The following is a 12,700-nucleotide window of genomic DNA, read 5'->3' as shown; positions in this document are numbered from 1 at the left end:
TGGACGGGCGCGTAGACTCCCGCGGATGAGACCTCTGCGGTACTCCATCAACGTCACCGTCGACGGCTGCTGCGACCACCGGGCGGTGGAGCCGGACGAGCAGATGCATCGCCACCACGCCGAGAACCTCGCGCGCGCCGACGCCCTGCTGTTCGGTCGCGTCACGTACCAGATGATGGAGGAGGCCTGGCGGCTGCCGCTGGAACCGGGGATGTTCCCTGAGTGGGTCGAGCCCTTCGCCCGCACGATCGACGCCGCCCAGAAGTACGTCGTCTCCAGCACCCTGACCCAGGTCGACTGGAACTCCCAGATCCTGCGCGGGGACCTCGCCACGGCGGTCCGTGAGCTCAAGGATGCACCGGGGGAGGGCCTTCTCACCGGCGGCGTGACCCTTCCGCTCGCCCTCGCGGAGCTCGGTCTGATCGACGAGTACGAGTTCCTGGTCCATCCGCGGGTCGCCGGGCACGGGCCGACGCTGTTCGCCGGGTTGTCCCGGCCGCTCGATCTCGAGCTGATCGAGCGCACGGAGCTCGGCTCGGGCGCCGTCGTGCTGACATACGCGCCGGTCCGGTAGGTCGCGGACGACGGCCGGAGCAGACGACGGAAGACGCATGCGGCGCCGTGTGACCGACGGCATGACGGACCCCGGCGCGAGGGATAACTCCCGGTCACATCGTGTCGAGGCTGATGAGCTGGCCCACTTTCCTGGGCGAATGGCTTCGAATGACGGACCCCTGATTTAACCTTCCATCAGATCCTCAGGATGACCCGTCAACAGTGCCCGGGCTCTCCGCGAGGCTCATCCTTTCCGCTGGTCATGCGCTTCCTCGCGCCCTATTCCCCAGGAGCATCATGTCGTCTTCCTTCCCGCCGCCCTCCGGCGGCACTCCCCAGCAGCCCGGCGAGGGCCGGCCCGTCCCCGGGCAGGGCACGCCCTACCCCGCCGCGCAGAACGGCTCCCCGTACGGCGGGCAGCCGCCGCAGCAGCCAGCGGGGTGGCAGCAGTCGAACCAGGGCTCGGCATGGTCGCCGCAGCCCGCCGTCGGCACCCCGGCGAACGGGGCGCAGGGTGCGCAGTCGCCCCACAGCTCGGGCATGGCGGGCTCGCCGAATCCCGGGTCCGCCTACCATCACCCGGCGCCGCAGTTCGCTCCCGCTCCCCAGGGAGCGATGCCGGGGCAGTTCGGCCCTGCCTCCGCGCCGAAGGACTTCGTCGTCGCCTGGTTGCTCGCGCTCTTCCTGGGTGTGTTCGGAGCGGATCGCTTCTACCGCGGTTTCGTCGGCCTCGGCATCCTCAAACTCCTCACCTGCGGTGGAGCCGGGATCTGGGCGCTGGTCGACCTGCTGATCATCATCTTCACGGGCGGAAAGGACAGCAAGGGCCGGCCGCTGGCGAACTACGAGAAGAACAAGAAGCTCTCCTGGATCGTCACCGGGATCGTGGTCGGCATCAGCCTCGTCTTCTCGGCCATCAACGGTGCGACGAGCGCGGGGACCGACGCCTCCTCGGCGGACGAGGAGACCGTGGCCACGGCAGAGCTCGAGCCCGAGGGCTCCGAGCAGGGGATCGCGGCAGAGGAAGCCGTCGAGGAGAAGCCGGCCGAGGAGCCCGCTGCTGAGGAGCCGGCTGCCGAGGAGAAGCCGGCCGAGGAGCCCGCTGCTGAGAAGCCGGCTGCCGACGAGAAGCCGGCCGAGGAGCCTGCCGCTGAGGAGCCGGCCGCCGAGGAGAAGCCGGCCGAGGAGCCTGCCGTCGAGGAGGCACCGGCGCCGGATGTCCCGGCGGCCCAGCAGTCCATGTCGGACGCGGTCGCCGAGGGGCGGACCGCCGCGGAGAGCGCGGAGACCGATCTCCAGCGCGCGAACGTCCTGAACGTCCGCAGCGAGGCCATGTGCGCATCCATCCCGGACGGCGCCGTCGAGAGCTGGGTGGGCACGGTAGTGACCGTGGACGCCAACGGCGAGGGCAAGGCCGTCGTCACGCTCTCGATCGACGAGGATATCGAGATCGGCACCTGGAACAACGCCTTCTCCGACGTGTCCGACAACACGCTCATCGAGCAGGGCACCCCGCTGTACGACTCCGCGCTGGCTCTGGCGCCGGGGGACACCGTGGAGTTCTCCGGCACGCTGAAGTCCGGGAGCGAGAGCAACGACGAGTGCTACTACGCCTCGAACATGACCGAGGTGATGTCCATCGACTCACCCGACTACATCATGACCTTCACCGACCTCCAGAAGGTCGAGTGATCTGACCATCGAAGACGGAGGACGGGGTCGTGGCATCGAGCTGCGGCCCCGTCCTCCGGTCCAGCACGGGCGAACTCCGGATCGCCCGTCGGAAGGGTTCTTCTGCGTCGCGGGCAACTCGCCGGGTCAGTCGGCGGGCCGGCTTCCGGCGGGCGAAGACCCATCGCGCCGCGCCAGCGACCGCCGGGTGTGGGCGGTGCGTCGGCGCAGCTCCCCGTAGGCGGCGAGGAAATAGATGACGGTCCCGACCGCGGCGACCACGAAGAACCGATCCCGATGCGCTTCGTAGGCCGTGATGTCCGAGCTGGCGAGCAGGACGACGAGGGCGGCCGCCGCGATCACCGCGAGGTCGACGATCCAGACCACCTTCAGCACGCGGGTCAGCGCCCTCCGGTCCCGCGTGTCCACATCGGTGTGGGCCTCGCGGGCCTGCTGGGTGTGGAACACGTCCACCCGCTCCGCGAAGAGCTCGTCGTCGGCCTCGCCGTCGGGGTATCTCTCCGCGGCTCCCATCATCCTGGCGAGCAGCACGTACAGGACCGTGCTGAGCAACCAGACGGGTGGGAAGAGGTAGTACGCGGGGGCGAGACCGGCGATCAGGAGCACCGCGGCGAGGGCCAGGGGGATTCCCCAGGCCAGCAGCGCAGGGACGTTCTGAACGCCCTTGTAGCGCGCCCAGTACCTCGTCATCCCGAGCCTCGGCAGCAGCCAGTACTCGGCGAAGAGGATCCCACCGATCGGCACGAGGGCGATCCCGGCGTAGGTCACCAGATTCAGGTAGCCGCGATAGATGAACGGGAAGACGGCCGCGATCACGACGAGACCACCGATGAGCAGCGTGACCTTCGCCCGCGAGAACCGGGGGAAGACGCCCTGTCCGGCCAGACCGGCGCGATACAGGTTCGCATTGGCCGTCGTCCACCCGCCCACGATGACGACGGCGAAGCCGGCGTACCCGAGTGCCTGGAGGGCGACCTGGCCCGGCTCGAGCACGGTGATGCTCTGCATCGTGATCGCGGCGGTCGCCGCGCCCATGAAGCCGGCCGATACCCACGCCATGTAGTGGCCGAGGAACATGCCGGTGGCCGACAGGTAGCCGTACCAGCTCTTCTTCGCGTACCGCAGCAGCGACATGTCGATGAGCCCGGCGTGTGCGAACGAGTTCGCGGCCCAGGCGTACCCGATGACTCCCAGCAGGCCGATCCCTTCCGCGCCGTCCGGCGTCCTTCCCGTGAAGACGGTGTCGCCGCCGATCGTGATGAAGTCGCCCCATCCCGAGAGCACGGTGGTCCCGAGGGCCTCGTCGGCGGCCTTCGGCACGAGGACGATGCCGCCGGCGGCGAACATGACCATCAGCCACGGTCCGCAGATGCTCGCGAACTCGGCGAGCGCGTTGAAGCCGAATGCCGCCACCAGCACGGCGACGGACCCGAAGACGATCGCGAGGACGATGAAGCCCACGCTGGTGGGGTACGCCTCCGTCTGCGCGGGGAAGTCGAAGATCAGACGCAGCGCGGTCGCCGAGACGGTGATCATGGCCGCGGAGATGACCGCGAAGACCACGGCGTTCAGACCGTTGTAGAGCGCGGACGTCGTGCGACCGGCTGCCCGGTCGAGGAAGGTGTAGACGCTCATCCGGGTCCGAGTGGCGATCGGGGCGGTGATGAACCGGTAGGTCAGCACCGCGAGCAGGTTGCCGACCGCCAGGCCGATGATGACGTCCCAGATCCCGGCGCCGAGGATGACGAAGGTCGCGCCGAAGACGAACTCCGTGCCCGCGACGTTCTCGGCCGCGTACAGCCCGGCGAAGTGCCCGGCGCCGTGCAGCTCATGCTTGCCGACCGGGAGCTGCTCGGAGTCCATTCCCGCGATCCGGCGATCGACCTCGTCCGGTGTTCTTCTCGACATGAGGTTCCCCTCGGCGTCTGCGGCGTGCGTCGTCTTCGTCGTCGACCGTACTCGGGTTCTTCCGGCGGCACGCAGGGCTCCCTGCGCATACAGCCGGTCGTCGCGACGAACCCGCTGACGGGCCCGGGCACGGAGGCGCAACCTGCCGAGCGGTCGGCCGTCGACGTGGTCGACGAGCTCGAGGATCGCGACCGACGGATCCGGGTGAGGGTCCGATGGATGTGTCCTCAGGCCCCCACGTGCTCGGCGAAGACATTGTCCAGCAGGGCCCGCTCGAGCGTCGGAGGGGATGCTCGGAGTCCCGCACCCGGGGCTGACGGATGGGGGCGGCGTGATCGGGTCGGGACGCGTTGGCTCGAGGGGGCTCAGGCGTCCCGGCGGCGGAACACGACCAGGGCCGTGCCGACCAGCGCGATGCCGGCCACCGACAGGGCCACGACAGGGCCGAGGGAGAACCCCTCCACCGGCATCCGGGGGATGTGCTGAAAGATCGAGAGCTTCTGCACCGCCTCCGGCAGGGACGAGCCGAAGAAGCGGATGATCACGCCGTAGCCGAACACCACCCAGGCGAGCCCCTGCCACGCCGGCCGGAGGGCGTACAGCATCGTCGAGATGCCGATCAGCGCCAGCAGCTCGGGGAAGCGGCCGACGACCCCGCCGACGGCACCGCCCAGAAGACTCGGGTCCCCCGTGGCGGCGGTCGCGGCCACGCCGAGCCCCCACCCGGACAGGAGCAGGAGGGCCGCCGTCCCCAGCGCCGTCACCAGCACCCAGGATCCGAGCCACGAGATCCGGCTCGTCGCGGTGCCGAGCGCGGCCTCCAGGCGACCGCTGGTCTCCTCGGCCGTCACCCGTGCCATCGAGGTCAGTGCGAAGACTCCCACCAGCAGTGCCTGGGTCACCCCGAGCAGGCTGATGTATCCCTGCTCCAGATCGTCCCCGAACATCGCCTCGCCTCCGTCGACCGAGCCGATCGCGCCGACCAGGCTGCCCCAGACGAGTCCGAGCATCCCCATCGCCACTGCCCACCACAGGATCGTCCGGCGCTGCGTGCGCAGGGCGAGGGCGAACGGGGAGGACAGCCAGCGGCTCGCCTCCACCCGGCCTCGGCGCGGGGCGAGGAGTCCGCGGCCGACGTCGCGACGCACCGAGAGCGCATACCCGAGGGACGCGAACGCCGCTGCGGTCGTCACGGACAGCAGCACGGGCCCCCAGGTGGGGTCGGTGATCGGTTTCGTCAGATTCGCCCACGACATCGGCGACAGCCACAGCGCGGGATGGTCGTCGCCCTGAGCTGCCGCGGCGCCGCGTCCGATCGATGCCACGGCGAGAAGCACGCCGGCCATCCCACCCGCGGTCCGTCCGCTCGCCGCGAGCTGCACGGTCGTCGCGGTGATCCCGGCGAAGACGAGTCCGGTCGCCGCGATGGAAGATCCGTAGAGCGCCGCATCACCACCGCCGAACCCGATGCCCAGCGCCCCGAGCGAGAGCAGCCCGGCGAGCACCGTGTTGGTGATGGCCGCGAGGAGCAGCGCCGCGGTCAGGGGCGCGTGACGTCCGATGACGGCGGTGCGCACCAGCTCGGCGCGGCCCGACTGCTCCTCGCCCCGGGTGTGGCGCACGACGAGCAGGATGCTCATCAGCGCCGCGGCCAGCAGGAACTCCTGGTTGTACATCAGGAAGTACTTCTGCAGCGTCGCCGTCTCGAGCCCGTAGACCGGGCCGGCGAAGATGTCGAGCATCGTTCGCGCCTCGGCCAGGTCGTCGACGGCCTGCTGCGGGTCATCGCCCGCCGTGGTCTCCAGGGCGTTGAAGAAGAATGGCACGAAGACCGCGATCCCGACCGTCCACAGCGGCAGCCGCAGCCGGTCGCGTCGCAGCCCGAGCCGCAGCAGCAGCCCGGTGCCGACCAGGGCGTCACGCATCGCGTCCCGCCTCCCCACGGGCGGCGGTCGTCGCGGGCGAGCGGTCGTCATGCCCCGCGTCGTAATGGCGCAGCATGAGCTCTTCCAGACTGGCCGGAGCGCTGTGCAGCGCGACGATGCCGAAGCGGGTCAGGTGCGTCATCACGGCGTCGAGGGCGTCTGGGGCGACGTGGAACCGTGCCGTGGTCTCGTCCTGCTCCAGATCCGTCACGCCGTCCAGGGTGTCCAGTCCGGTCACCGGTGCGGCGGTGGTGGCCCCCACGCTCGTGCCGGACAGGTGCCGCATCTCGGCCAGGGTGCCGGACTCCACGGTCACGCCGTCGCGCACGATGCTGAGGTGATCGGCGAGCCGTTCCACCTCCGCCAGGATGTGGCTGGACAGCAGCACCGTCCGTCCCTGGTTCCGGGCCCGCTCGACCTCGTCCTGGAACACGAGCTCCATGAGGGGATCGAGGCCCGAGGTGGGCTCGTCGAGGACCAGCAGCTCCGCCTCGGAAGCGAAGGCTGCCACCAGGGCGACCTTCTGTCTGTTGCCCGTGGAGTAGGTGTGCGACCTCTTGCCCGGATCGAGGCTGAACCTCTCGATCAGCTCCGCCCGTCGGGGCATGGCGGTCTCGCCGCGCATCCTGGCGAGGAGGTCGATGACCTCCCCGCCGGTCAGGGTGGGCCACAGCTCGACGTCGCCGGGCACGTAGGCCAGCCGTCGGTGCAGCGCGACCGCGTCGTGCCACGGATCCTGGCCGAACAGGGCGGCACGACCGCCGTCGGCCCGCAGGAGACCCATCAGGGTCCGGAGGGTGGTCGACTTCCCCGCGCCGTTGGGGCCCAGGAAGCCGTGGACCTCGCCGGGTTGGACCTCGAGGTCCAACCCGGCGAGCGCTCGTGTCGGACCGAAGGACTTGACCAGTCCTTCCACGGAGATCACTGCGGTCATCGGGACTCCCTCGTCGCGTCCGCCGCGGTCCTCGCCACGGCGGAGTCGTCCTGCTCGAGCCCGAGGGTGCGCAGCACCCGGTACAGATACGCGACGACGTCCTCGAGCGGCTCGTCGTCGCTATGGGTGAGCAGATGGGTGCTGATGGACCCCGCGAACAGGGCCTGGATCATCGGGAGATCGGCGCCCGGCGGCAGCTGACCGTCGGCCTCCGCCCGGGCGAGCACCAGATGGATGACCTGGTCCCGAGCATCGCTCGCGGTCTCTGCGCGGTAGCGCGCGAAGAGCTGTGGGTGGTCGTAGGGGACGGACATCATCCTCCGCAGAAGCCCGCGGACCCGCCGGTCCGCGAGGGCGCCGGCGATGCCGTCGACCATGTCCGCGACGGTCGGGTTCTCCGGCGTAGGCCTGTCCAAGTGGACGCGGTACGCCTCGGTGATCGCCGCGATGATCAGGTCCTCCCGCCGCGGGTACCGGCGGTAGACGGTGGCCCGGGTGACGCCGGACCGCTTCGCTGCGGCATCGATCTTCACGGCCTCGACGCCGCCCTCGAGGAACAGGGTCAGCGCGGCCTCGAGCACAGCGCGATCCGCATCGGCGCTGCGGGGCCGGCCGGGGAGGGGAGGAGTGTCGGCGTCCATGGCAATAACGATACAGCAGTGGTCTGTATTGGAATAGGGGTGGACGTGGTCGAAGATCCCCCCGCTGCCGTCGGGCGACACCGGCGTGGCCTCGCGCCCGACTGCACGGCTCCTGCGGGTCGGGGACCCGATAGTGTTCGGGGCACTCCACGGCGGGGCCTGCGTCCCGGATCACCACGTCGCACGGCCGCGGCATGCCCGTGGCCCGATTCCAGAGAGGGAGACTTCCGTGACGAAGCGATATCTGATGCGGCTCGGCAAATCGCCGTTCGATGTCGCCGATGCCTTCCACACGCTCGATCGCAACTGGCTCGGCACCAACAGCGGCAACCTCATCTACGGGGCCGCCTCCCACAAGCTCTTCTCGACCCAGGACACGGTGGTCGAGGCGAACCACTACCGCATCAACGGAAAGATGGCGGACCAGGTCAATGCCGAGTACGACGGGTTCATCCTGCCGCTTGCCAACTGCTTCCGCCCGGATTTCGAGGACCATCTGCGGCGGACCGCCGATTTCCTCGAGCGGCTCACCATCCCCTTCGTGATGCTCTCCGGCGGGGCGCAGCTGCCCCTGGACGGGGATCCTTCCGCGCTGAGGGCGATGGAGCCCACGATCACGCGGTTCGCCCGGGCGGTCCTCAGCGGCTCCAGCGCGCTGACGGTGCGCGGCGAGATGACCGCGGAGTACCTGCGCTCCCTCGGCTTCCACGACGTGGTGGTCGTGGGATGCCCCTCGCTGACCCTCCACGGGCCGGGGCACCGGGTGGAGGTGCCCGAGACCCTCGCTCCCGGGGCACCGATCGCCTACAACCTGGAGACCAAGGACCCTTTCGGCGGCGACCTCATCGCGGACGCGGAGCGCCACTACCGGGCCACCTACATCGCGCAGGAGCACGGCACCCTGGAGCTCATGCTCTGGGCGACCTCGCCGTACGACGCCGACGATCCGCGGCTGCCGTTGGAGCGGTCCCATCCGCAGTTCACCGCGGCGCGGGCAGAGATGTACATCGACGCCTACCCGTGGATCGGCCGGCTGGAGCAGATGGCGTTCTCCTTCGGGGCGCGAGCCCACGGCAACATCGCCGCCGTGCTGGCCGGCACCCCCAGCGTGATGCTGGCCCATGACTCCCGCACCCTCGAGCTGGCGCAGCACCACGGCATCCCGTACCTGATCCGCGGCAGCGAGCACATGCCGCACTCGGTGCAGGAGCTGTACTCCCAGGCCGACTTCACGGAGTTCAACCGGGGACACCTCGAACGGTTCGAGACCCTGAGCTCCTTCCTGCACGAGAACGGCTTCGAGCACATCTACGACCCCGGTCAGGAATCGGCCCGGGCGGACTACGAGCGGCGGGTCGCGGAGATGTCCTTCCCGCCCGCGGTCCGGCCGACGTGGATCGGGGAGTCCCCGGAAGCCACGCAGCGGCACGCCGTGCTGCAGGACCGGGACGTCCGGCGCAAGAAGACCCAGGCCGCGATCCGTCGCGAGGCCACCAACCGGGAGAAGCGGACCCAGGAGCAGCTCGCGCAGCTCAGCCTCCGGGTGGAGGAGGTCGGGCAGCGTCTCGAGCAGGAGCAGCGGCGCGCCGACGCCGCGGAGAAGCGCAGGGAGGCGGCGGAGAAGCACGCCGCGAAGGCCGAGGCGAGGCTGACGACGCTCGACGAGCGCCTGCGCACGATCACTCAGCAGGTGGGGGAGGCGAACGACCGGGCGCAGCGGGCGGTGCGGATCCCGACCCGCCTCAAGGACGCGCTGACGCGATCGCCGCGGGAGCGGTGAGGCGACGCGGCTCGAGCGCGTGCCGCGTCAGACGTCCTGCGCCCACGCCCCCGTGTCCACCGGTCGGCCGATGAAGAAGGCTGCCACCACGCCCACCAGCGACAGCGCCACCGGCAGCAGCATCGCGTCGGCCATGGCGGCGGCGAAGGGCTCCACCAGGAACGGCGGCAGATCAGCGCTCGACGAAACCTCGCCGCCGGAGGGCATCGCCCCGCCCGAGCCGCCGACGGCCTCGCTGATCCGGACGGCGATGCGGTCGTCCATGACCGTCGCGATCCCCGCCGAGCCCAGCACCGAGCCGACCTGACGGGTCTCGTTGTACACCCCGGAGCCGGTCCCCGAGCCGCCCGGTGATCAGCAGCGGCACCGCGTAGGCGAGCAGGTAGGCGCTGGTCACCCACAGCAGGGAGGCGAGGTCCGTGCCGAGGTCCGCCTGCATGCGGGGGATCGCGACGGTGACGATGGTGGTGTCGACCAAGATCATGAAGAACCCCAGCACGATCGACCACAGCGCGGGCCAGAGGCGGGCCAGTCGCGGGTCGTCGTCGGCCCCGAGCTCGCCGCGGGCGGGGGAGGATTGATCGGCGGGCATGCGGCCCCTTCGTCACGGCAGGCAGCGCTCCGACGGGAGCGATCGGATGCAGAGTACGCCCGTCGGCCCCATCGGCCGTCCCGCACCGGGGCCTGCCCTGCTGGGTCGCGGCCGTCGGGATTCGGCCACGTCACGTCGCTGGTCACCCTATGGTGGCAGTGGTCACGCCCACTCCGAGGCCCGTTCCCGGCACAGCGTCGTGCGGACCGGCCCCGCGTCCTGAGGAGCTCCGCATGTCCAGCGCGCCCGAAACCCGCAGCACCCGCAAGGAGGGCACGGCGATCTCCCGCGCCATGCGCCCTCTGAACCACGTGGTGGAGCGATTCATCCCCTCCGCCCTGGTGTTCTCCATCGTGCTGACCTTCATCGTGGCGATCCTCGGCCTGCTCCTGACGCCCACCGGCCCGGCGGATCTGATCGTGGCCTGGGGCGACGGGTTGGCCGGGCTGCTGGCCTTCATGACCCAGATGGCGCTGATCCTGCTGCTGGGGCACATGCTCGCCAACACCGGGCCGGTGCGGAAGCTCTTGGCCTTCCTCGCCTCGATTCCGAGGACCGAGCTGGCCGCGTACGTGTTCGTGTTCGTGGTCGCCGCGGCCGCCTCCCTCATCACCTGGGGCCTCGGCCTCGTGGTCGGCGGCCTGCTGGCCCGGGAGGTCGCCTACCAGGGCCGCGAACGCGGGCTGACGCTGCACTTCCCGATGCTGGTGGCCGCCGGATTCGGCGGGTTCGTTCTCTGGCACATGGGCTACTCGGCCTCGGGCCCGCTGACCGCCGCCACCGAGGGCTCGTTCCTGATGGACTCGCTCGGCGGGCGGCCGATCCCGATCACCGAGACCGTGTTCTCCGGATGGAACATGATCGCCGCCGCGGTGACCATCCTGGTGGTCGCCCTCGCCCTGTTCCTGGTGGCCCCGCGGCGCGGCGACGCGGTCAAGGAGCTGGAGATCGACGCCCGCGAGGCAGCGGAGGACGGGCAGGAGGAGGTCGTCACCCCGGCGGACCGGCTTGATGCCAGCCGCTTCGTGACCGGCTTGATCGGGCTCGCGCTGGTCGCCTACCTGGTGCTGCACTTCAGCCGGGGCGGCACCTTGACCCTGGACACCGTGAACTGGTCCTTCCTCGCCCTGATCCTGCTGCTGGTGAAGAACCCCTTCGAGCTGATCCACCTGACCAAGAACGCCGCCTCCAACGTGGGCGAGATCCTGCTGCAGTTCCCGCTGTACGCCGGGATCCTGGGGATGATGGTCGGCTCCGGGCTGGTGCAGGTCTTCTCCGATGCCTTCGTCTCGATCTCCACGACGAGCACCTTCGGCCTGTTCGCCTTCCTGGCGGCGGGTCTGGTGAACTTCTTCGTCCCCTCCGGCGGCGGGCAGTTCGCCGTGCAGGGGCCGATCATGCTGAACGCCGGCGCAGAGCTCGGCGTGGACCCGTCGATCACCATCATGGCGGTCTCCTACGGCGACCAGTGGACGAACATGATCCAGCCCTTCTGGGCGCTCCCGCTGCTGGCCATCGCCGGGCTGAAGATGCGCGACATCCTCGGCTACACCACGATCGTGCTGATCGCCTCCGGGCTGGTGTTCGCGGGCACGCTGCTGATCGTCTCGCTCTGAGCGATCTCCGGGGCGGTCCGGACGGCGCCTCGCGATCAGCGCGCCCCGACCTCCGCGACGAAGTCGGCGATCAGGGCGGCGATCTCCTCGGGGTACTCGCCGCTGAGGGCGTGGGAGGCGTCGGCGAGCACGACCACGCGTCCATCGGGCAGAGCGGCTCGAGCGGTCTCGGCCGCCTGTGACGGATCGTGGATGACCGATCGTCCGGCGATGATCGCGAGAACCGGGACCGTGAGCTCGCCGAGCCGCTCCGGGGTGATGCGCGTGGGAGGCGGCGCGGTCATCCGGTAGTGCGCCATGCCGGCCTCGATCATGTGGGCCACCGGCATGTCCTCGACCTCGGCGCCGCCCGAGACGTAGGAGGTGAAGGCATCGCGCCAGGAGCGCGGAAGCCAGGGCAGCACCGCGGCCGGTGACCGCACGATCGTGGCCCAGGGGATGTCGGCGAAGCTCACCACCGGGTCGAGGAGACTCACGCCGGCGATCCCGTCCGGGTGATGGAGCGCGAGGTTCAGGGCGGTCCAGCCGCCGATGGAGAGCCCGACGAGGTGGACGCTCTGCTCGGGCAGGGCGGCGATCACCTGGGCCAGCCAGGCCGCTTTGTCGGCGTCGTCGGAGATGGGCCGGTCCTGGATGCTGTGTCCGGGTTCTCCGAGCAGGTCGAGGGCGTAGACGTCGCCGATCTGCAGCAGGGAGGGCAGATTGTCGGCCCACATCGGGGCTCCCGACGTGGTGCCGGGCAGGAGCAGCAGCGGGCAGCGTGTCGTGCCGTGTCCCGTGAACCGGTAGACGCGCACCACGCCGTAGTCGGTGCGCACGTCCAGGGTCGCGGCGGGGTGGGGGAGATCTGCGAAGGTGGCGTCGTAGGCGGCGAAGTAGGTTGCTCTGCCTGCGGCGGAACGCCAGTGGCCGACAGGGGAGGATCCTCGTGCGGTGAACGCAGCACCCAGGGATGCGGCACCGAGGAGACCGACGGTGAGAAGTCCGAGCCGTACGGGACCTCGGACGGTGGGGTGATCGAGCATGGACGGTCCCTTCCGGGAGGCATCGGGGGAGA

At 70.2% G+C, this 12,700-nt stretch carries 10 protein-coding genes and 1 pseudogene; 4 read left to right on the top strand and 7 right to left on the bottom strand.

From position 1 onward, the window contains the following. Positions 1 to 25 precede the first annotated feature (25 nt). Together JOF44_RS03280 and JOF44_RS03275 are read left to right on the top strand one after the other, a co-directional pair. Positions 26 to 574: a dihydrofolate reductase family protein gene (locus tag JOF44_RS03280; RefSeq protein ID WP_209887363.1), complete on the top strand. Its 549-nt coding sequence runs from the start codon at positions 26 to 28 to the stop codon at positions 572 to 574. Between the two features lie 278 nt (positions 575 to 852). Then, positions 853 to 2,247 carry a TM2 domain-containing protein gene (locus JOF44_RS03275; RefSeq protein WP_245348832.1) on the top strand — a complete coding sequence of 465 codons (1,395 nt, stop codon included), beginning with the start codon at positions 853 to 855 and terminating at the stop codon, positions 2,245 to 2,247. A 126-nt stretch (positions 2,248 to 2,373) separates the two neighbouring features. On the opposite strand, the gene JOF44_RS03270 is transcribed toward JOF44_RS03275, so the two are convergent. From JOF44_RS03270 to JOF44_RS03255, 4 genes are all read right to left on the bottom strand, one after another. After that, positions 2,374 to 4,155: a purine-cytosine permease family protein gene (locus JOF44_RS03270; RefSeq protein WP_209887360.1), complete on the bottom strand. Its 1,782-nt coding sequence runs from the start codon at positions 4,153 to 4,155 to the stop codon at positions 2,374 to 2,376. A gap of 365 nt (positions 4,156 to 4,520) precedes the next feature. After that, a complete protein-coding gene (locus tag JOF44_RS03265) occupies positions 4,521 to 6,080 on the bottom strand; it encodes an ABC transporter permease (RefSeq protein WP_209887358.1) in 1,560 nt (519 codons plus the stop codon). After that, positions 6,073 to 7,014, bottom strand: coding sequence for an ABC transporter ATP-binding protein (locus JOF44_RS03260; protein WP_209887355.1), 942 nt, complete (start codon positions 7,012 to 7,014; stop codon positions 6,073 to 6,075). The genes JOF44_RS03265 and JOF44_RS03260 overlap by 8 nt, the downstream gene beginning before the upstream one ends. After that, on the bottom strand, positions 7,011 to 7,655 hold the full coding sequence (locus JOF44_RS03255; protein WP_209887352.1) for a TetR/AcrR family transcriptional regulator: 645 nt from the start codon (positions 7,653 to 7,655) through the stop codon (positions 7,011 to 7,013). Before JOF44_RS03255 ends, JOF44_RS03260 begins: the two co-directional genes overlap by 4 nt. Before the next feature lie 229 nt (positions 7,656 to 7,884). Here JOF44_RS03255 and JOF44_RS03250 point away from each other — a divergent pair, with 229 nt between their 5' ends. Beyond that, a complete protein-coding gene (locus tag JOF44_RS03250; protein ID WP_342591650.1) occupies positions 7,885 to 9,435 on the top strand; it encodes a polysaccharide pyruvyl transferase family protein in 1,551 nt (516 codons plus the stop codon). 27 nt (positions 9,436 to 9,462) lie between these two features. Here JOF44_RS03250 and JOF44_RS20940 read toward each other — a convergent pair whose 3' ends face one another. Both JOF44_RS20940 and JOF44_RS21220 read right to left on the bottom strand, forming a co-directional pair. After that, positions 9,463 to 9,591 (bottom strand): hypothetical protein, encoded by a 129-nt coding sequence (locus JOF44_RS20940; protein ID WP_281067076.1) that lies wholly within the window; start codon positions 9,589 to 9,591, stop codon positions 9,463 to 9,465. A 175-nt stretch (positions 9,592 to 9,766) separates the two neighbouring features. After that, a pseudogene (locus JOF44_RS21220) lies at positions 9,767 to 10,027 on the bottom strand (MFS transporter); the annotation flags it as partial. A 233-nt stretch (positions 10,028 to 10,260) separates the two neighbouring features. Between JOF44_RS21220 and JOF44_RS03240 the strand changes: the two are divergent. Then, positions 10,261 to 11,643, top strand: a complete 1,383-nt coding sequence (locus JOF44_RS03240) for a short-chain fatty acid transporter (RefSeq protein ID WP_245348831.1) — start codon at positions 10,261 to 10,263, stop codon at positions 11,641 to 11,643. Between the two features lie 35 nt (positions 11,644 to 11,678). Here the strand turns inward: JOF44_RS03240 and JOF44_RS03235 are convergent, their stop codons facing one another. Further along, positions 11,679 to 12,668, bottom strand: coding sequence for an alpha/beta fold hydrolase (locus JOF44_RS03235; RefSeq protein WP_209887349.1), 990 nt, complete (start codon positions 12,666 to 12,668; stop codon positions 11,679 to 11,681). Positions 12,669 to 12,700 lie beyond the last annotated feature (32 nt).

The organism is Brachybacterium fresconis, assembly GCF_017876515.1.
GTDB classification, from domain to species: domain Bacteria; phylum Actinomycetota; class Actinomycetes; order Actinomycetales; family Dermabacteraceae; genus Brachybacterium; species Brachybacterium fresconis.
This window is presented reverse-complemented; position numbering and strand designations above follow the sequence as displayed.

Coding starts and splice junctions, on each gene's coding strand:
- JOF44_RS03280 (WP_209887363.1), top strand. CDS start 26: ATGAGACCTCTGCGGTACTCCATCAACGTCACCGTCGACGGCTGCTGC.
- JOF44_RS03275 (WP_245348832.1), top strand. CDS start 853: ATGTCGTCTTCCTTCCCGCCGCCCTCCGGCGGCACTCCCCAGCAGCCC.
- JOF44_RS03270 (WP_209887360.1), bottom strand. CDS start 4,155: ATGTCGAGAAGAACACCGGACGAGGTCGATCGCCGGATCGCGGGAATG.
- JOF44_RS03265 (WP_209887358.1), bottom strand. CDS start 6,080: ATGCGTGACGCCCTGGTCGGCACCGGGCTGCTGCTGCGGCTCGGGCTG.
- JOF44_RS03260 (WP_209887355.1), bottom strand. CDS start 7,014: ATGACCGCAGTGATCTCCGTGGAAGGACTGGTCAAGTCCTTCGGTCCG.
- JOF44_RS03255 (WP_209887352.1), bottom strand. CDS start 7,655: ATGGACGCCGACACTCCTCCCCTCCCCGGCCGGCCCCGCAGCGCCGAT.
- JOF44_RS03240 (WP_245348831.1), top strand. CDS start 10,261: ATGTCCAGCGCGCCCGAAACCCGCAGCACCCGCAAGGAGGGCACGGCG.
- JOF44_RS03235 (WP_209887349.1), bottom strand. CDS start 12,668: ATGCTCGATCACCCCACCGTCCGAGGTCCCGTACGGCTCGGACTTCTC.